General features: G+C 47.0%; 28 protein-coding genes. 19 read left to right on the top strand and 9 right to left on the bottom strand.

The annotated features are described in order from the left end of the window. Window positions 1-29: 29 nt before the first annotated feature. The 6 genes from CW734_RS16610 to CW734_RS19500 all read left to right on the top strand — a co-directional run bounded on the left by CW734_RS16610 (window position 30) and on the right by CW734_RS19500 (window position 3,375). On the top strand, window positions 30-320 hold the full coding sequence (locus tag CW734_RS16610; protein ID WP_101191865.1) for a hypothetical protein: 291 nt from the start codon (window positions 30-32) through the stop codon (window positions 318-320). A gap of 12 nt (window positions 321-332) precedes the next feature. Beyond that, window positions 333-878, top strand: coding sequence for a GNAT family N-acetyltransferase (locus CW734_RS16605; RefSeq protein WP_101191864.1), 546 nt, complete (start codon window positions 333-335; stop codon window positions 876-878). Between the two features lie 54 nt (window positions 879-932). Then, entirely contained in the window at window positions 933-1,313 is a 381-nt protein-coding gene (locus CW734_RS16600; RefSeq protein ID WP_101191863.1) for a hypothetical protein, read from the top strand. 816 nt (window positions 1,314-2,129) lie between these two features. Beyond that, the gene (locus CW734_RS16595) at window positions 2,130-2,522 is read left to right on the top strand and encodes a hypothetical protein (protein WP_058382602.1); all 393 of its coding nucleotides are present in this window, start codon (window positions 2,130-2,132) and stop codon (window positions 2,520-2,522) included. 77 nt (window positions 2,523-2,599) lie between these two features. Further along, window positions 2,600-3,217, top strand: a complete 618-nt coding sequence (locus CW734_RS16590) for a PAS domain-containing protein (protein ID WP_101191862.1) — start codon at window positions 2,600-2,602, stop codon at window positions 3,215-3,217. Window positions 3,218-3,240: 23 nt separating this feature from the next. Beyond that, complete coding sequence (locus CW734_RS19500) at window positions 3,241-3,375, top strand: STAS domain-containing protein (RefSeq protein WP_257968679.1); 135 nt, start codon at window positions 3,241-3,243, stop codon at window positions 3,373-3,375. 55 nt (window positions 3,376-3,430) lie between these two features. Here CW734_RS19500 and CW734_RS16585 read toward each other — a convergent pair whose 3' ends face one another. Both CW734_RS16585 and CW734_RS16580 read right to left on the bottom strand, forming a co-directional pair. Beyond that, complete coding sequence (locus CW734_RS16585) at window positions 3,431-4,039, bottom strand: type 1 glutamine amidotransferase family protein (RefSeq protein ID WP_101191861.1); 609 nt, start codon at window positions 4,037-4,039, stop codon at window positions 3,431-3,433. 91 nt (window positions 4,040-4,130) lie between these two features. Then, window positions 4,131-4,370 (bottom strand): hypothetical protein, encoded by a 240-nt coding sequence (locus CW734_RS16580; RefSeq protein ID WP_101191860.1) that lies wholly within the window; start codon window positions 4,368-4,370, stop codon window positions 4,131-4,133. Between the two features lie 302 nt (window positions 4,371-4,672). Between CW734_RS16580 and CW734_RS16575 the strand changes: the two genes are divergently transcribed. The 3 genes from CW734_RS16575 to CW734_RS16565 all read left to right on the top strand — a co-directional run bounded on the left by CW734_RS16575 (window position 4,673) and on the right by CW734_RS16565 (window position 6,586). Further along, on the top strand, window positions 4,673-5,086 hold the full coding sequence (locus CW734_RS16575) for an Rrf2 family transcriptional regulator (protein ID WP_101191859.1): 414 nt from the start codon (window positions 4,673-4,675) through the stop codon (window positions 5,084-5,086). Continuing rightward, the gene (locus tag CW734_RS16570; RefSeq protein ID WP_232787114.1) at window positions 5,083-5,934 is read left to right on the top strand and encodes an NAD(P)/FAD-dependent oxidoreductase; all 852 of its coding nucleotides are present in this window, start codon (window positions 5,083-5,085) and stop codon (window positions 5,932-5,934) included. The genes CW734_RS16575 and CW734_RS16570 overlap by 4 nt, the downstream gene beginning before the upstream one ends. A gap of 100 nt (window positions 5,935-6,034) precedes the next feature. Next, the gene (locus CW734_RS16565) at window positions 6,035-6,586 is read left to right on the top strand and encodes a class I SAM-dependent methyltransferase (RefSeq protein ID WP_157824182.1); all 552 of its coding nucleotides are present in this window, start codon (window positions 6,035-6,037) and stop codon (window positions 6,584-6,586) included. Between the two features lie 74 nt (window positions 6,587-6,660). Here CW734_RS16565 and CW734_RS16560 read toward each other — a convergent pair whose 3' ends face one another. Continuing rightward, window positions 6,661-7,236: an alpha/beta hydrolase gene (locus CW734_RS16560; protein WP_101191857.1), complete on the bottom strand. Its 576-nt coding sequence runs from the start codon at window positions 7,234-7,236 to the stop codon at window positions 6,661-6,663. A 42-nt stretch (window positions 7,237-7,278) separates the two neighbouring features. Here CW734_RS16560 and CW734_RS16555 point away from each other — a divergent pair, with 42 nt between their 5' ends. Continuing rightward, the gene (locus tag CW734_RS16555) at window positions 7,279-8,223 is read left to right on the top strand and encodes a VOC family protein (RefSeq protein ID WP_101191856.1); all 945 of its coding nucleotides are present in this window, start codon (window positions 7,279-7,281) and stop codon (window positions 8,221-8,223) included. A gap of 63 nt (window positions 8,224-8,286) precedes the next feature. On the opposite strand, the gene CW734_RS16550 is transcribed toward CW734_RS16555, so the two are convergent. Continuing rightward, window positions 8,287-8,661, bottom strand: coding sequence for a hypothetical protein (locus CW734_RS16550; protein WP_101191855.1), 375 nt, complete (start codon window positions 8,659-8,661; stop codon window positions 8,287-8,289). A 142-nt stretch (window positions 8,662-8,803) separates the two neighbouring features. Between CW734_RS16550 and CW734_RS16545 the strand changes: the two genes are divergently transcribed. Beyond that, window positions 8,804-9,103, top strand: a complete 300-nt coding sequence (locus tag CW734_RS16545; RefSeq protein WP_101192236.1) for an RNA polymerase alpha subunit C-terminal domain-containing protein — start codon at window positions 8,804-8,806, stop codon at window positions 9,101-9,103. Window positions 9,104-9,147: 44 nt separating this feature from the next. Here the strand turns inward: CW734_RS16545 and CW734_RS16540 are convergent, their stop codons facing one another. The 3 genes from CW734_RS16540 to CW734_RS16530 all read right to left on the bottom strand — a co-directional run bounded on the left by CW734_RS16540 (window position 9,148) and on the right by CW734_RS16530 (window position 10,657). Continuing rightward, the gene (locus tag CW734_RS16540) at window positions 9,148-9,525 is read right to left on the bottom strand and encodes a hypothetical protein (RefSeq protein WP_101191854.1); all 378 of its coding nucleotides are present in this window, start codon (window positions 9,523-9,525) and stop codon (window positions 9,148-9,150) included. 163 nt (window positions 9,526-9,688) lie between these two features. Continuing rightward, window positions 9,689-10,084 carry a hypothetical protein gene (locus CW734_RS16535; protein WP_101191853.1) on the bottom strand — a complete coding sequence of 132 codons (396 nt, stop codon included), beginning with the start codon at window positions 10,082-10,084 and terminating at the stop codon, window positions 9,689-9,691. A gap of 57 nt (window positions 10,085-10,141) precedes the next feature. After that, window positions 10,142-10,657: a TetR/AcrR family transcriptional regulator gene (locus CW734_RS16530; RefSeq protein ID WP_101191852.1), complete on the bottom strand. Its 516-nt coding sequence runs from the start codon at window positions 10,655-10,657 to the stop codon at window positions 10,142-10,144. A gap of 98 nt (window positions 10,658-10,755) precedes the next feature. Here CW734_RS16530 and CW734_RS16525 point away from each other — a divergent pair, with 98 nt between their 5' ends. Both CW734_RS16525 and CW734_RS16520 read left to right on the top strand, forming a co-directional pair. After that, complete coding sequence (locus tag CW734_RS16525; protein ID WP_101191851.1) at window positions 10,756-11,577, top strand: SDR family oxidoreductase; 822 nt, start codon at window positions 10,756-10,758, stop codon at window positions 11,575-11,577. Between the two features lie 136 nt (window positions 11,578-11,713). Beyond that, a complete protein-coding gene (locus CW734_RS16520; protein ID WP_101191850.1) occupies window positions 11,714-12,022 on the top strand; it encodes a hypothetical protein in 309 nt (102 codons plus the stop codon). A 46-nt stretch (window positions 12,023-12,068) separates the two neighbouring features. On the opposite strand, the gene CW734_RS16515 is transcribed toward CW734_RS16520, so the two are convergent. Beyond that, entirely contained in the window at window positions 12,069-12,842 is a 774-nt protein-coding gene (locus CW734_RS16515) for a class I SAM-dependent DNA methyltransferase (protein ID WP_101191849.1), read from the bottom strand. Between the two features lie 176 nt (window positions 12,843-13,018). Between CW734_RS16515 and CW734_RS16510 the strand changes: the two genes are divergently transcribed. From CW734_RS16510 to CW734_RS16480, 6 genes are all read left to right on the top strand, one after another. Next, entirely contained in the window at window positions 13,019-13,750 is a 732-nt protein-coding gene (locus tag CW734_RS16510) for a metallophosphoesterase family protein (protein ID WP_101191848.1), read from the top strand. 102 nt (window positions 13,751-13,852) lie between these two features. Next, entirely contained in the window at window positions 13,853-14,257 is a 405-nt protein-coding gene (locus tag CW734_RS16505) for a DUF4181 domain-containing protein (protein ID WP_101191847.1), read from the top strand. A 29-nt stretch (window positions 14,258-14,286) separates the two neighbouring features. Beyond that, window positions 14,287-14,559, top strand: coding sequence for a hypothetical protein (locus CW734_RS16500; protein WP_101191846.1), 273 nt, complete (start codon window positions 14,287-14,289; stop codon window positions 14,557-14,559). A gap of 19 nt (window positions 14,560-14,578) precedes the next feature. After that, window positions 14,579-15,094 carry a hypothetical protein gene (locus CW734_RS16495; protein ID WP_101191845.1) on the top strand — a complete coding sequence of 172 codons (516 nt, stop codon included), beginning with the start codon at window positions 14,579-14,581 and terminating at the stop codon, window positions 15,092-15,094. Between the two features lie 332 nt (window positions 15,095-15,426). Continuing rightward, window positions 15,427-15,873: a GNAT family N-acetyltransferase gene (locus CW734_RS16485; RefSeq protein ID WP_101191843.1), complete on the top strand. Its 447-nt coding sequence runs from the start codon at window positions 15,427-15,429 to the stop codon at window positions 15,871-15,873. A 198-nt stretch (window positions 15,874-16,071) separates the two neighbouring features. Further along, complete coding sequence (locus tag CW734_RS16480) at window positions 16,072-16,824, top strand: CPBP family intramembrane glutamic endopeptidase (RefSeq protein WP_101191842.1); 753 nt, start codon at window positions 16,072-16,074, stop codon at window positions 16,822-16,824. A 194-nt stretch (window positions 16,825-17,018) separates the two neighbouring features. On the opposite strand, the gene guaC is transcribed toward CW734_RS16480, so the two are convergent. Further along, window positions 17,019-18,002, bottom strand: a complete 984-nt coding sequence (gene guaC / locus CW734_RS16475) for a GMP reductase (protein ID WP_101191841.1) — start codon at window positions 18,000-18,002, stop codon at window positions 17,019-17,021. Window positions 18,003-18,046: the final 44 nt, after the last annotated feature.

Here is an 18,046-nt window from a genome sequence, read left to right as displayed (position 1 = left end):
TTTTTATAACTCAATTAGGGGGAAATACTATGAAGCAGTTGATCGGTGGCGGTATCGGTGTCATTTCAGGTATTTTATTGTTCGGGTTTACTTTGGTCGCAGCGGCGGTGTACTCACCGCAATTAAAGGAAACTGGCTATTCGAGAGAATTTGGCCTGTATTTATCAGCCTTATGGGAAGTGGGGCTTGTTCCGATTATTTTGAGCGTGTTCTTTTTCATTATAGGGTTGGTACTTTTGTTCAAAGCGACAGACAATGAATGGAAAGCGAAATACTTTTTAGCGGCAGAGGAAACAAAGCCAGAGGAAAAAGAATTGTGAAAGGAAGATTGCATGAAGAACGGCTATTTATTCGAATCCGAACGGCTCGGGTTCAGGCGTTGGAAAACGTCTGACCATGCGCCGTTTGCGGCTTTGAATGCAAACCCTGACGTGATGGAGTTCTTTCCTAAAACCTTGAGCCGTACAGAATCGGACGCCTTGATCGAGCGAATCGAAGCGCATTTCGAGGAGAAGGGCTATGGGCTTTGGGCGGTGGAACGGAAAGAGGACGGGGCGTTTATCGGCTTTATCGGTTTATTGGATGTCAATTTCGATATCGGAATTGAAGACGCAACTGAGATCGGCTGGCGCTTGGAAAAGAAGTTTTGGAAAAAAGGCTATGCGACAGAAGGGGCGAATGCTTGCCTGGCGTATGCATTCGAAGAGCTTGGCAAAAGAGAAATCTACTCGTTCACTTCAACGGTCAACACACCGTCTGAAACCGTCATGAAGCGGATTGGCATGGAGAAAGCAGGGGAATTCGAGCATCCACGCGTTCCACAAGGCAGTCCGTTAAGAAAGCATGTTTTGTATAAAAAAGAGTTAACACAAGAATGAATAAGGTTTTCATGTACATTGAATCACGATAAAGACTGTTAAGGAGAGTGGCGCATGAAAAAAATGCTTTTACTGGCAGCGGTGACTTTAGTGATTAGTATCGGTATTTATGAATTCAATGATAGGGCGAGCTTTAAAAAAGTTCATATGCTGCCTTATGATGTTCAGGTAAACGTGGATACAGACCTCAGGCTCCAACAGATCTATCGAAACAATTATTCATTTATAGTGTTTCACAGCGCTGGAATTGTTGAACACGAACTGCAAGTAGAGGGTGATATGGTGAAGATGTTGCTGAATGTTTCGGATGAAGGAGCCCACAACGAGCTTCAGCAGTATTCGTACAAATTGGAAACGGGCGAAGAACACGATAAAATCGCTGTTTTTTTAGATGGCCAACTTATCCCCTTCGATAATGTTGTAGCAGGAAAATAAGGAAGCTATAAGTCAAAGCATAAAAACTGTTTGCATGCTCTCGCAAGCGTTTTTTCTGTTTATTGACATAAGATTTAATGACATCTTTAGCACATGGTAACTTCCTAAAAAAGAAAAGTCCGGAACGGAAATTTAGCTTCAAAGCAAATTCAGGAGTATCGGTTAACGCCTCAGAATGGAAAAGGAGAGATCATTCAGAATGAGGGAAGAGATTAGTAGAGGAATGGATAGAATGAAACATACTTTCTTAGCCATGCTTATACTGTCACCCTGATCACCTGGTATTTATCTTCTTTGATCTGAGAGCTTTTCTGTCGGACCTTTCGGCAAATTTAGCTGTCGCGGTACCTAATTTTGTATTGCTATCGGGCGTGATTTATTAAATCGGGCAATAGAGCTGGAAGAGGGATGCGCTGAACGATGGCGCATCCCTCTTTTTGGTGGGGCGACATTTCATAAGTTTTGCCAAGCTTTAATCTAAAATACGATTTTAGGCGTTTACTGAATAGAGTCGAAATAATACATACAATATCACCAATTCATTGTCGGGGAACTTTCCGAAAGCGAACTCGACAGTTTGAAAGAAGGGCCGGAACCGGATGAGGGAAGTTCCGGGCATCATCATTAAAAGCGATTTTGTTGCCGAAACCTTCTTCTCGAAACGCAGACAAAGTCCTGATTAACTAAAATTTTTAAAAGGGCATGAGTAAAAGGTTTAGAAAAATTTTCATTGAATGGGAAAAAAGCAATAATTTCGGGTATAGGACATTATGAAAAATTTTTGGATCCGCGGAACAGGACGAAAGGACGGTATAAGTGAACGAAGAGTTATTGATTGCTGATGAAGTACAAAGAACCTTGAAGGCACGCTGCGAATACCGTGAAGGAAAGTTCCATTTTACGAAAACCAAGAAACTGGACATTTTCCTCGGCTCCAGTCTTTTCGTTTTCAAACTGGATATGGAAATCAGCTTCGGGCATTTCCAGCAAGACGGGGCGGCTGTCAATAAAGCCCGCGTATACATCTTGCCGGAAGAAATGCTGGCTTTTGAAGACACCTTGCGCAAATTCCCGATTCCGCTGCCAATTGCATTTCGCCAGTGCATCCACATGAATCAAAACCTTGTTGAAATCACGATGGAATCGCTCGAGCCGCCGCGGAATTTTGCCTTGCGGCTGGCCGCAGCACTGAAAGAAATCGAACCATGATCCATCTCCGATTGAAACGGAATGAATGCCGGCATCGCCAGTGAAAAACCAACCCTTATAGATCGGGGAGAATCTTGATGAACCATTTAAAGACAGAGATTAAAAGCGAATTATTGGAAGCGATGCTGAACGGCAGCCGGGTAGCGGCCGTCGTCACAGACCCCGAACAACAAGACAACCCAATCATCTACTATAATGAAACCTTCGCACAACTGACAGGTTACGCAGAACACGAGATCATCGGAAAAAACTGCCGCTTTTTGCAAGGCGACAACACCGACCGTTTCACCATCGGAAAGATTAGGCAAGCAATTCAAAAGTGTGAAAAAATCACCGTGACGCTGGAAAACTGCCGGAAAAACGGCACGACGTTCTGGAACCGCCTGAACATTGAACCTGTTACGATGGACGGCCACCTGTATTTTATCGGCACGCAAACGGACATCACCCAGGAAGTCGAACAGCAAGTAGAATTGAACGAAAAAGAGCAGGAAATCAACGAACAGATGCTGCCGATCTTGCCAATCGACGATCATATCGGCGCAGTCGCGTTGGTCGGGAAAATGAACAATATGCGTTTTGATGCCCTCACGTCCAAATTGAGCCATTTCGTCCGCGACACGCGCACTCGGCACACATCATCGACGTCACGGGCGTGCTATGGGAGAAGAATTTTCTCTACACCAACCTATTGATGATCCAGGATGTGCTGAGACTGATGGGCAGCAAGCTGTACATTTCCGGTATCAGCCCGAAAACGGCGATAGAAATTGTCAGCATCAAAGGCGACGATCAAGACTTATTGACGTTTTCGACTGTTCAGCAAGTCATCCAGCGTTTGCAGGCGAACTAACCGATAAACTGAAAAATCCCTTTGTTCCAAACCGGAACAAAGGGATTTTTGCGTTCTATTGCTGCGACTTCAAGTAATCGTAATAGCCTTGCTTGAAAAAACCATACCATTCATCAATTTCCGGCTGCGGTGCGGCATTCAGCGCTTCCAGCACTTCTTTCCCGAATTCGAGGAAGGCGGAGCCGTTGGCGGTAATGAGCTGGCTGCTGCGGACCGCTTGCTGCTGGAGATAGTGCGCTTCATTCGTGTAGCGGTCGCCTGCAGTTTCCTGCAAATCTTCCAGATGATTGCTCGTATGCGGCACATCGTTTAACAAGCCGTTCTTTCCGAGAAATACCGAGGCATCGCAAATGGCGCCAAGCACGGCTTGCTGGCTGAGCACTTTGTCGACCAGCTCCATGACGCGTTCGCTGCCGTCTTTGCGCCAGGAATTGCCGCCGATCAGGATCAATCCGGCAAATTCCTCCGGGGCATCGTCGATACTATAATCCGGCAATACGGTGAAGCCGCCGATCGATGTGACCGGATCTTTCGTCAGCGATACCGTCTTCACATCGAATCTCCGCCCGTCGCATTCGGGCTCTTCATTCAACGCCGCCGCCAAAGACGCTGCTTCCCAGTCGGCATACTCATCCAGCAACACAAAAAGGACTTTTTCGTTCATGCTGTTCATTCCTTTCGCGTGAATATTCTCATAATAGTTAAACGAATTATAGCATAGTCATACGCGTTCGACGCCGGGAAGATACGATCGATCAGTGGCCGCCGGTGATTTCCAAGTAGAAGATCATAAACAGGCTGATGAGGCCGATGACTGCCATGATGCCATAAGCGATTTTTCGCAACATGCCTTCCTTGAAATAAGCGAACAAGACGAAAAAGTACAGCACCGCTGCCGGCACAAGGAATGTCAGAAAGCCGCTGACATCTTCAATGTGATGAGCGAAAATCGAGATTGCGAGTCCCAAGAACAGGGCAGCGCCGTAGAGTGTCATTTCTTTTTTAATCTGTTCTTCCTTTTTTTCACTTTTGTTCTCATTATTTTATTTCTTCACAATTTCCCTCCTTTTCTTCTTATTCTACTTTCTTTTCGCGTTCGCTTCCAAACGTTTCACTCTCAGTGTATTAAAGGAGGTGAATACCACTAGTTTGAGCGTAACTACAGCAGCTCATTCCCAGGAAATAACACAAGCCAGGCATTCCTTGTTGACGGAATCAATCGCTAATGGTAAATTGGTTTTAATTACAGACAACAAGAATCTTTAATATCCATGAAAGAACTTGAGGAGGATGCCCGATGAAATATTCGAATGCCACAAACTACGCCTTGCATACGATGGTGCAGCTGATCCGCTTGCCTAGGGATGCGTCGATCGGCGTGCAGGAGCTGGCGAAAGCCCAGCAGTTATCGCCGACCTACTTGTCGAAAATTTTGACGAAGCTGACGAAAGCTGGGTTGATCGAATCGATGCCGGGCGCAAAAGGCGGCTACCGGCTGGCGCGTGGCGAGCGGGACATCTCGTTTTTCGATGTCATTCAGGCGATTGAAGGCGAGAGCCATTTATTCGACTGCACGCTCCACCGCCACGAGGGCTGCCTGATCGAGAAAGTCATGCGCGACGCCGAAGCCAATATGAAACAAGAACTCCAGGAACAGCTGTTAGTCGATATTGCGGAACAGGCAGGACAACAAGGAGGCGACGGGAAATGAACGATTCATTTACGAACCAGGGAAATATGCTCGATTGTGCGATTATCGGCGGCGGGCCGGCGGGACTGAACGCAGCACTTGTGCTCGGCCGCTCATTGAAAAAGACGATGCTATTCGATGATAACCAGCCGAGAAACCGCGTGACGCACGAATCGCACGGCTTTTTGACACGCGACGGCATCAACCCACAAGAACTGAAACGATTGGCGCAACAAGAACTCACACATTATCCGGATGTCCAGATCAACACGAGTCGCGTTGCAACGGTCGCAAAAGAAGAGAAATCTTTCCGCATCGAAACAGAAGGCGGAGAAGTATTTCACGCGAAAAAAGTGATTCTTGCGACCGGATTCACGGAAACCTTGCCGGACATACCGCGCATGCAGGAATTCTACGGCACGAGCCTGTTCAGCTGCCCGTTCTGTGACGGCTATGAAATGCGCGGAGAGCCCTTGGTCATCGTTTCGGAAAATGAAGCGGCCGGGCATCTCGCAAAAGTCGTCTCCAACTGGACGAACAATTTGATCATCGCGACCAATGGCAAAAAACACATCACCCCGACTGAACAGAAAACGCTTGAGCATCACGGCGTCCTCGTCTACGAAGAGCCAATCCGCTCACTGGACGGCGAAAACGGCAAGCTGCGCGCCATCACGTTTGAAGATGGCACGACGATCGAGCGCTCCGGCGGATTCGTCACAGCCGAGTGGCACCAGTCCACATCGATCGCGAAAGATTTGGGCTGCTACATCAACGAGCGCGGCGGCGTGGAGACCGACCCGATGCAGCGCACCAATGTTGAAGGGGTCTTTGCCTGCGCGATATTTCCATGGGATCCGCGCAATTGATCATCGCAGCGGGACAGGGAAGCCTCGCCGCCACCAGTGTTGTCGCTGCCTTCACGGAAGAACGATTCGGCGAATGAACCATGCAGAAAAGAGGGAGCCTATGCACAAGCACCATAACAAAATCGCCTATTTGGACGATCCGCAGCGAAACGGCGGCCTGACAGCGGAAGCCTTGCTCGATCAGCTGCACATCCAAAAAAGTGACCGGATCCTTGATTTCGGGGCAGGCACCGGCTATTTCACTTTGCCGCTCTCACAGCGAATCGACGACACCGTCTATGCGCTCGACACGGATCCGGCAATGCTTGCACTGATCCGCGAAAAAGCACAAGCCCCGGCTATTGAAAACATCGAGCTCCTAAACGGCGAATTAACGAACTCAGCGCTCGCAGAAGATTCACTCGATGTCATTCTCGCTTCGCTCGTCTTGCACGAAATCACGCCGCTCGGCCCAGTACTCGATAACATGCACAGCTTATTGAAACCAGGTGGGCAATTGATTGCGATTGAACTCGAACCGAAAACCGGCGGGCCCAAAGCGCCTCGTTTGACGTCGAGTGGCTTGGAACAGCAACTCACAGGGTCGGGATTCAAAGTGGCGGAGAAATTCTTCCCGGCACCGTCCTTATATGTGCTGGTGGCGCGGAAATAAAAACGCATGAAAATAGCTCTCCGTAAGTGGAAGAGCCGAATCAGCTGATGTTGTTTTATACTATAAGAGAAGCTTCAGCGGGCGAGTGCATCCTTCAAATAATCGATTTCCTGTTCGCTCACTTGATGGGCACCGTCGAGTAACTGGAGGTGGGTGTTCGGAAACGGCGTCTCCAGCTGTTTCGCCAGTTTCATCACGTCTCCAGGAACCGAAATCGGATCCGTCGCCCCGGCAGTGAGGAAAATATGCGCATTGCTTCCTTGTGAAAAGTGGTAGCCGAGGTTCGACGGATGCATCAAGACGACTTTCTCTGCGATATCCGGTGCTTGTTCGAGCACGCCGAGCAAGAAGTTCGCGCCATTGGAGAAGCCGATGAACGTCGTGTGCAGCCCTGAATCCGGAAGCGCCCGCCATTCGTTGAGGAAATCCGCGACACGCTGTTCGAAATCCGCACGATCCAAGCGGCCTTGTGAGAGCGGGCGGAAAAACCGCCGTTCGGCCCCTTCGCCGACTGGTCCGGTGAACGATAAGATATGCGCGTTCGGATTGATATCCCCCGCGATTTGAAGCAGGCTGTACTCGTTTCCGCCGGTGCCGTGAAATAGCACAAAGCGCTCATCGGCGGTTCCGTCGATGCTGAAATAATCCATGAACTTTTCCTCCACTCAAAAAAATTTAAAGGATGTGTGCCTATGACCAGTCCGCTCATTCACCATGTGTCGGTCATCAACCGCGACAGCAGGCAATCATTTGAGTTCTATCATAAGCTACTCGGGCTCGATTTTCTATTGAAAACCGTCAACCAGGAAGACATGGAAATGTACCACTTGTTTTTCGGCGACACGACCGGAAGGCCCGGCACTGAATTCAGTGTCTTTGAGTTAAAGCAAGGCCAAGCGAAGGCCTACGGGACGAATGCGCTTGAGCGCACCGTTTTCGCGGTGCCGAGTGAAGCGTCGCTGACATTTTGGGAACAGCGTCTGCGGGAATCGGGCGTCTTTAATTGCGAGATCGAAGACTATCACGATACGAAAGTCTTGCGTTTCGAAGATCAAGACGGCGTCCAGCTAGGACTCCAGCCAGTCGACTGGGACGTGTCTGATCGCTATCCGTATACAGCTGGGGACATCCCAGAAGAGCACGCCATCTTCGGAATCAAAGCTGTCCATGCCCGCGTCCGCTTTACAAAAGCGTCAGCGCGCTCGTTCGGCGAAACATTCGGCTTGGAACTGACGGGTGAGTTCACGGACAATGGATACAAAGTCAGCGTCCTTACAAGCCGCGGCGCGTTGTTTGGGCAAGAGCTGCATCTGGTAGAAGACCGTGAGCGCAATCTCGAAGTGAACGGCGCGGGGGCAATCCATCACATCGCCTTGAATGCCCGCGATGACGGTGCGCTCTTAGCGGTGGAAAAAAGCATCGTGTCGAAGAACTTCCGTTATTCCGGCATCAAAAATCGTGAATTTTTCCGCTCGCTGTATTACCGTGAACCGAACAATCTATTGATTGAAGTCGCCACCGAGCAAACCGACTTTCAAAAACCTGAAGGCGGCACAGGCGATTTCAATGCGATTCCGCTGTACCTGCCGCCTTTTTTGGAACAGCGGAGAGGGTTTATTGAAAGTAAGTTGTATTAACGTGTAAGTTCAATAGCAAACAAACAGGCTCTCCCGCTGAGGAAGAGCCTGTTTTAATGGGTGTTATCCTTGTTGCGCTTCCTCTTCCTGTGCTTTCCGATAGGTTCTGCGGAACACAGCGAGCGTTACGATGACACCGATCCAGAGAATCGGACTCGTCAACGATAAGCCGCTCGCAGATTCGCCGCCGAGTGCTGTCAGGATAAACAGCAACAGAAGCGGATAGATGATCGAAACGATAGGGAAGATGATGAGGAAATGCTTTTCTTTGTCCGGTTTCAAGCGCAGCGCAGTCAAGACGATCATGGCTGCCATGATCGTAAACAACAGCCATACCGGGATGCCGAGTGCCTCGAGCGTGCCCGGGAAATAATCATTGATCAAAAGCAGTGATAAATTGAGCAGCAAGACGGCCGAGATAAGCCAATACGTTTTCATGCTAAAAATCCTTTCTGTGATGCATGGATAAGTCCTTTCAGTGTAACAAAATATCCGCTTCGGCAGGCGTCTTTCATTCGCATCAAACGCCAAAAATCATGTCTGGTGTTTTATAATGAAGAAAATGATGGGAGCGATGAACATGGCTGCAGAAAAGACATTGCGCATTTGCGATCACGGCCACCGCTACTACAAAAGCAGCGATTGCCCGACATGTCCGGTATGCAACAAAGAACAAAAGCCGCATCGTGGGTTTCTCCGGGAACTCAGTGCGCCGGCGAGAAATGGGTTGCTTGCTGAACAAATCGATACACTTGAGAAACTGGCCGACTATAGCGAAAAGGACATTCTCACGCTTCACGGCGTCGGCCCCGCGTCCATGCCGGTTTTAAGGCAGCATTTGAGGCAAGCGGGCTTGGCGTTCAAAACTGACAGCACATGAAAAAAGGCTCTCCCAAGTGGAAGAGCCTTTTTTCATGCAAAACTTTACGCTTTCTCTGCTTTTTTCTCGGATGCCCGCATGTACTCGAGCCAGGAAATCCATAATGCCGCTGCGGCGCCAATCCATAAGACCGGGCTCGTCAGCGAAATGCTGTTTTGGGATTCGCCGCCGATCACTGTCAAAACAGTGATCACCAGAAGCGGCACGCCGACCATCAATGCGGGAAAGATGATCATATAGCGCTTCTTCTCGCGGCGCGGTTTGACCGTTGCCCAGCTGAATGTAGCCATCAAGATGATAACCACGAACAAGATCCATAGTGGAATGCCGAGGTCAGCGAGAGTACCCGGGAAATAATCATTGATCAATAACAGAGATAAGTTTAGCAATAATACAGCAATAATTAGCCAATAGGTTTTCATCGTAAAGATCCTCTCCTAGCTGGCAAATATTCGCCTTCCTTTCAGTCTAACAAAAATAGTTTGAGATAAAAGGAATTGAACTGAATCCCTTGCCCGCTGTGAAGATTCAGTGACACCATAAGCCAGAAATGCAAAAAGCCCTCCAGCACTGGAGGGCTACGTTCTATTCTTTGGATTCTTGCATTTTTTTCTTGTATGCCTTTTTGTCATCGGAATAGCTGAACCATAAAAATACGGCCACCGTTATCCAAATAGGCGGATTTGAGAGCGAGTAACCCGTGCTCGATTCACCACCAAACAAGGTGAGTAGCACCATCAGCAAAATGGGATAACCTAATCCGATAGCGGTAAAGGTCAATTTTGAATACTTTCCTCTTTCTGGCGGTTGGCCGTCTCCACTCGGCGTAATGAATATGGCAATGACCAAGCAAGCGAGGGCGGCCAGAATGAGCCAAGTGGAAATTCCGAGCGTATTCAATGTGCTCGGGAAGAAATCAGTGATGAGCCAAAGCGTGAGAACCGTTAAAGCACTGAAGATTAAGATTCGATACAAGTTCATCACACCAGCCCTTTCGTTTTGCGGGTTAGCTTTCTTTTCTTCACTGCGAAAAATGGTTCAACTGCTGCGTTCCCGGGCATCCGCCAAATTCGCCGTCCAATCGGCGAAAATGATTTTCATCAGCTTGTCCGACGCTTCCTGCGGCGCCATCGCAAATCCGCCTTTGACCCAGGATGCCAAATAGCCGATTGTGCCCCAGCCCGCGAAGACGGCCAAGTCCTCATCGCCGAAGACGTGTTCAAGCTGGTCGGCAAAGCGGCTGGTGAGTTCATGGATGCGCCCGGCATCGGAAAATTCCTGACGGTAGAACGAACGGTAGCGGAAGACATGCCGGCAAATCTTTAAATTGATCGTCTCTGCATCCGACGGTTCGGCATAGATCTGCAAGAGACGTCCGTTCAATTGGCTGCGCACCGCGTCCATCAATTCGTATTTATCGGTGAAATGCAGGTAGAACGTGGAGCGGGAAATGCCGGCATAGGAGACGATGTCCTTGACCGACACGGCCTCGAAATCCTGTTCAGCAAGCAAGTGGATGAAGGTTTCGGTAATGGTTTGTTTCGCTGTTATCATTTATGTCACTCCATTAGACAATATCGTAGTAAATGTCTCGTGTTATTTACGGAAATTACGCTTACGCTAATTATAGTAGATAACAGGGGGAATTGCTCATGACGAAGGATGTTTATGTGATCACGGGCGGTTCAGAAGATCTGGCGATCGCATTGGCCCAGCACATCGGCCAAAAAGGCACGCTGCTGTTAGTGGATTCATGCGAAAAATGCCTCGAACAAGTGAAGCAGCAGCTTTTGCAACAAGGCATTACCGACGTCCACTGCGAGACGTCCGACCTGACATCGAAACGAGCGGTCGGAAATCTAGCGGAAAAAGCGTCGGAACTGGGGCAGTTGAGAGGGCTCATCCATGCGGCGGGCTTATCGAATGCGAACGATTCAAAACGCAGGATGGCCGATAACGTCATCTGCATGAGCCACGTGCTAGAAGCATTTTTGCCGCTGGCGAATGAAACGACATCCGCCGTCATGGTGTCATCGATGACCGCCTATATGGTGCCGCAAAACGGCCAGTATATGGATGCTTTGAAACAGCAGCTCGCGGCCAACCTGGTTGAGACACTTGACCAATTCACGCAAGGAGATGCGGGCGCTGCCAACAGCATGTCGAAGCTCGCCATCCAATTGATTGTCGAAGACCAAGCCTGGGCATGGGGCCAAAAAGGAGCACGGCTCAATTCGGTGTCGCCCGGCATGATGGACATGCCGGATGCTTACGAAGATATCAAGACGATGCTCGCCCATACGCCGTTGCGCCGAACAGCGGAACCGGAAGAAATTGCCTCCGCAATCGAGTTCCTATTGAGCGATTCGGCGTCCTATATCACTGGCATCGACCTGCGCATCGACGGCGGCACGATCGCCAATTACCCGCGCATGAAAACAGCGATGTCTCAGGAGAAGATGAAACGCTTTTAATACATAAACAACCGAACCCCGCTGACAGACAGCGGGGTTTTTGTATGAAGATATTTTGGGATTATTAATAACAATTTTTCCAATAAATGTTACCATCAATGGAAAGCCTACTAATGTAAATGAAGGAGGAAACTAAATGACGCTTTTAGACGGCCTTGCCTATTCGGTTGAGGGAATTTTTTATTACCTTTCAGTGTTCGGAGAGTTGCTTCTCATCACAAGCTGCCTGGCGACAATCGTTTATATCACAACAAAAAATCAATACCTTTCTTATTTGGCTGCAGGTCCAATCTATTTTGCACTCTCCCATATCTTCTACCACAGTTCGCAATTGTTCCTCGTCATTATCGCCATGTCGATTCAAGCGCTGGTCATCTTGTTTATTCAAAAAAAGGGCTTGCTTGGGAAATTGGCATCGAAAACGCAAGCGCAGGAAACGGAATAAATTATAAGAAAGCCGGAATGGAACTATCAGAGCAAATAATGGTTTATCACTTTTTACAGACATAAATCATTTCACTCGAGGAAGCATGTAATGGCTTTTTATCCCACGAACTATATGCTTCCAACACCTCAAAACCGTTGTCTGTGAGAAGCCGTTCCATTTCGAGAGGGAAGACATAGCGCAAGGAAATACTGTCTTGTTCTACAGAATTCTCATTGGAACCTTTGAGTATTTCCCGAACTGATGTGCAGTGCAAAATCTGGGATAATGGATGATAGGTTTCAGTATTTATTTCGCGGATCTTACGATGGCGCTTATCAGTATAAGTTCGTGTTGATTCTTCGACTTGTGCCAGTTCATTTAAAATAGGGAACCGTGTATTGAAAATAAAGACACCGTCATCACTTAAATGAGTTTTTACAGACTCAAGCAATTGGTTTTGTGATTCATTCGTGAGAAAGTGCTGAAAAGAATTTCCTGTCATATAAATAAGAGGTGCTTCAGTGTTCAAAGCAAGCTGCGTGCAATCCTGCAAAACCCAATCGATTGATAGATTGGTAGCGAATGTTTTTTCTCTAGCCCGGCCCAGCATACCCTCGTGCAGATCCACGCCAATTAATTGATGTCCTTGCTGAGCTAAAGGAATCGTGACTCGTCCTGTGCCACAGCCTAAATCAATAATAGGACCAGTCGATTTTTCAGCCCATTCGGCGAGAAACGGCACATCGCTTAAATAATTTTGATACTCCAGGTCGTAATATTCGGGGTCTTGATATTTTTCAAAGTTGCCGTTAAAGACATTTCTGCTTGAATTATTCAATCTCAGCCCACCTCTTTATTCTTTAGAATTGCACTCTTTCACTTAGCTTTAAAAAACTATTTAAATAATTAATTATTTTTTACATAATATACCATAATTTGAGTTAGAATATTCGGTTTTTTAGAACTTTAGATAAGCTTCACGAAATAAATGGTGAATTCGAAGAGAGGGATTAGATGAGTACAACGATCGCAGTTATCGCGGATGTCCACGGAAATAGCCGCGCTTTACTTTCAGTATTGGCAGAAATCGATCAGCAGCCTGAAGTGAAGCACATCTACTGTATAGGAGATATGGTCGGAATAGGGTACGAGACCAACGAAGTGCTGGAGATTTTGTTTTGCAGAAAAGACATTTCATTTGTTATCGGGAATCACGAAGAAGAATTGATTGCGATTTTGGAAGGAGAAGATGGCGAAAGCCAAGGCGGTGAAAAGCTTCATCACGAATGGTTGGCAAAACGATTCGATCACCGCCTGCTGCCTAAATTGAAACCCATTCCGAAAGAAATAGTGGCTGAGCATGAGGGTCACAAGATATTGTTTACTCATTATCCCATCGACGCCGAGCAACGATTTCTTCCCATCGACGCTGAGCCGACTGCTGAAAAGCTAGATCAGCTTTATAAAGAATCACCGTTCGATTTGGTCTGTTTCGGGCATCATCATCCGGTGCATCACTTTTCTTCAGCACAACGAACTTACTTGAATCCGGGCTCCCTTGGCTGTTATGACAAGCCGTCTGCCAGATATGCCATCATTGAATTAACGGCCAAAGAAATCAATGTCGCATTAAAGCAAGCTCCTTACGATAATCAAGATTTCCTCTTGGGATATGAACAATTGAATGTTCCTGAAAAAGAGTTCATATTAAAGGTTTTTCATGGCAATCAAACACTAAACAAATGAAGTCGGTCTAATTGTTGCACCCAGCCGTTGATAAAAGGTGCATTCAAGTTGGCGTGAATTATTTTTTTATCGACTATAACTCTAGAAAAAGAAGGTGCGCCCATGTGGCTAGAAATCGGATTGGTTATTCTAGGGGTTGTTGTACTCGTCTCCATAGTAAACATCATCCTAAGGAAACTATTGAAAATCGAAAAAGAAAAGAAGGATTTCTTTTCTTTTGATTACATTAACGAGCAGCACCGGAAGATTGAACAATGGGTGAGGTGGGGGTGGGTTCTGGTGAGTTTGATCGCCTTTTGGTTGGTTATATACCAAGAATTCCCGGTAATATTCTACCTTTTCTTATTCATTGTTTGGATAGCATCAGATGCCTTCGTCAGAGCCTACTTCCAATGGAAGCATTCCGAACAGCCAAAACAGGCCATCTTGACGCTGAGCGAGATGGTGATTTGGATATCGACAGTCACCTTGGTAATCTATTTCGACGTTTTTAACTTTTTAGCTTAAATTTCAGGCTTTTTGAAAGGAGCGGAAAGATGACAGAAGAAAAGAAAGTGCAGTATTTCAATATAGTTCTTTGCAAAGCTGGCATGTTGTTGGTTGGGCTAGGCCTCATTCGGGCGGCCTCGATTCACCAGGACCGACTCAGCTTCCTGCTTGGATTCATCGGATACTCATTGTTCTCTTTGCATATTCGAGCGCTCGAAAAAAAGTGGGGCATCCCGAAAAAGTATGTATGGATCAGCAACGGAATCTTTATCCTTTTGTTGGTGCCGCTTGCCTATTTGCTTGCTTTTCCTAGCCGATAATAAAAGATGGGGGACTGAGATGAAGAACATCCAAAAGTTCGTTATTGCAATTTTATTTATCATTCTGCTCACTGGCTGTTCCGCGCAGACTGAGCTCGAGTCGTACGAGGGAAGAGATTTGAGCATCGCAGTAGTGGGAGAGGCGCCGGATGTGGAAGAACAACAAGTCGAATTTGATGAAATTTCATTTGATGAATTTGAAGAAACGACTTTATGGAAATACGATGCGGTGTTCATCATGGAGGAGCATCTGGCGGAAGCTGCGGAAAGTGAATACACTTCAGTCTATATGGGAGTGCATATCCCGTTTTTCTTTTTTGGATCGAATGAAGGCGAAGGTCCTTTGCCTGATTTGGGGCTAGCATTCGGTGAGACGGAGAAAGATTACTACGCAACGAGTTTCTTGCAGAGGTCAAATAATGAACAATCTATTGCAAGATACGCTGTAGGCGACGAAGGAGAAACAGAAGAAAATATAAAAGCACTGTACGCTCAAATGTTTAGGTCAATTGAACTGAGCGATGGCGACAAGTAGAGCATGAATCGTCTGCTAATTTTATATTTTTAAACAGAGAAGAAAGGAGACTATATGAAACTAGTTTTAATGTTATACATATTCGGTTTATTGATGATGCTTGCGGGAGTTCTTACCGTCATCACATCCATTGCATCGGATGGAGAGAGCGGTCAATCCATTTTATATTCAGTCTTTGCCATACTAAACGGTTTAATCGCGATGGGAGTTGCTGAAATTTTAAAGATTGTTAGGGGTAGAACGCCAAATTAAGCTTAGTATTCATCGTTTTTAGTTCTTAGGAATACAGCAGTGGGCTTATATAATGATTTCAAAAAGAAAGAGGCATACTTATGAACATCCACTACCAAAAATTCAGTTCTGAACCGCCCCAAGGAATAGCGGAGGAAATCACCGCGCTGCATCGGCTGATCTTTGGCGGGCCGGGACATTGGCTAAAGCAGCTGAACCGCCAGGAAACGGCATGGACCTATGTGGCATTAGTAGACAATCGCGTCGTAGGCTATAAAATTGGCTACGCACTCGACGATCAAGTTTTCTATAGCTGGCTCGGCGGTGTCCGTCCGGATTGCCGGAAGCTCGGAATCGCCTCTGAACTGATGCGCAGGCAGCACGCAGACCTCCGGGCAACAGGCTACAAAATCGTCCGCACAAAGACGATGAACAAATGGCGCAGCATGCTGCTGCTCAATATCCAGACGGGTTTCGATGTCTTGAAGACGGAAATCGATCCACGCGGCCAGTTGAAGATTGTACTAGAGAAGAAACTGCTTTCTTGAAGCAAACAATCCGGACAAGTATTTCAGATCGTTGCAGCGTTTAACTTGAAAATTGGCACAAGCGAACAGGCAGGCCAGCTGTATTTTAACTTGGCCTGCCTGTTGCTGGTCGCTGCTCTACTTAGCAGTCCATAAGGAAAACAGTACACGGCAAGATGGTCATTGATTCGAAGGGGGAAGGAGGCGCTGTTTTTGGTAATGGCAATCGCGATATTGTTTTTCTTAGGAATTGCAGCTATTTCCTATCAGCTAGAAGTTCTTTCCTATCTTATATTAACGGGATTTGCGATTTTGTTATTCGTCAATAATAAAAACCGGTTCCTTGCCTCGCTATTGTTGTCGTTTCTCATCGGCTTTGCGGTATTTATGATTGCCAATGGTTTTGTTGAAACGATGGTCGTCCCACAAGAACTGAAGATTATCCTTAACCGCTTGTTTTTAGGTTTTATCCTCATCGGCATCGTTTTCAATCATCTGTTATTTAAGAAGAAGTTAGTTTGGTACAATAGAAAACCTGATTGGACCAATCCGATTCGTCTGCCATTTCATCAAGTGAATGTATTTTGGTTTTGGCTGATCGGGATTGCCGTGAATGGAATCGTATATTCGTTTTTCATCGCCCGACAAGACCTCGAGTCCATCCAATCGCTGCTGGTTTTTTGTTTAGTCTTTTCGCTGATCAATGCGGTGTTCGAGGAAGTCATTTGGCGAGGGATCATGCTTTCGGCTCTTAAGGAATGCGTCTCCACCGGCTATGCTGTTGCCGTTACGAGCGTCGGGTTCGGGCTTCTCCATCTCGCCATCGGTTTTCCTATCCTTCTCAGCTTGGTGATTGCACTCGCCGGAGTCATCTACGCGGTGATCACGTTGAAAACAAACAGCATCTACCCGAGCATTGTTTTTCATTTCGTCATAAATATTGGCATGGTGTATAGCGGATTGATCATCTGACAAAAAAGCTGCCTTAACTAAAAAAAGCTCAGCACCTTAAAAGAGGGCTGAGCTTTTAATATGTGTGAGTCCACGATGGAGTTGCGAACCTTATTCTAATTAGAAAATACTGTACTGTTCAACCGACCTTCCTAATCGCAATGGTTGGTTTTTTTTATTGCGAAAATCTTGCTGCTGCGATTCGATCTACTCGATTAATACACTTTATCTCCATTAAAGATCGAGTTCTTGACGATGACATAATCCACTTGGCGGATGGCGAGCAAGTGGTTGCCGCCTGCATAGGAAATCGCCGACTGCAGATCCTGTTCCATCTCAACCAAAGTATCTTTCATCGAGCCTTTGAACTCGACGAACATTTTCTTGCCTTCGACATTTTTCTTTTCGCCTTTTTGGAACTCGGACGCTGAACCGAAGTATTCCTTCAGGAGCTTGCCGTCCTGTTCGACGGTTTGCCCAGGGGATTCTTCGTGACCGGCGAACAACGAGCCGATCATGACCATCGAAGCGCCGAAACGCACTGATTTTGCGATATCGCCGTGTGTGCGGATGCCGCCGTCCGCGATGATTGGTTTACTGGCGGCTTTCGCACACAAACGAAGCGCAGCCAATTGCCAGCCGCCTGTACCGAAACCGGTCTTGATCTTGGTGATGCACACTTTGCCTGGCCCGATGCCCACTTTCGTCGCATCTGCGCCCGCATTTTCCAGTTCGCGCACCGCTTCCGGTGTCCCGACGTTTCCGGCGATCAGGAAGCTTTCAGGCAATAGCTTTTTGATGTGCTTGATCATATTGATAACGGAATCGGCATGGCCGTGAGCTACGTCGATTGTAATATACTCCGGCGTCACGCCTTCATCCACCAGCTGCTGGACAAAGTCGTATTCTTCCGGCTTTACACCGACGCTGATCGATGCGAAAAGTTCGCGCGCTTGCATGTCTTTTGCGAACGCCAAGCGTTTTTCCGGTTCGAAGCGGTGCATGATATAGAAGTAATTGTTTTCTGCCAGGAATTTGGCAATCTTTTCATCGACGATTGTCTGCATATTGGCCGGCACGACCGGTAATTTAAACGTGCGCCCGCCAAACTCTATGGATGTATCACATTCTGAACGGCTATTTACCACTGCTTTTGCAGGAACGAGTTGGATATCTTCGTAATCAAATACATTTTCCATTAATTACACCCCTAAACACGAATATTATTATATAGAACGAACGT

It is taken from the genome of Planococcus sp. MB-3u-03, assembly GCF_002833405.1.
Classification (GTDB): Bacteria; Bacillota; Bacilli; order Bacillales_A; family Planococcaceae; genus Planococcus.
Note: the sequence above shows the minus strand (reverse complement) of the source record. Positions and strands in the feature narration are given on the sequence as shown.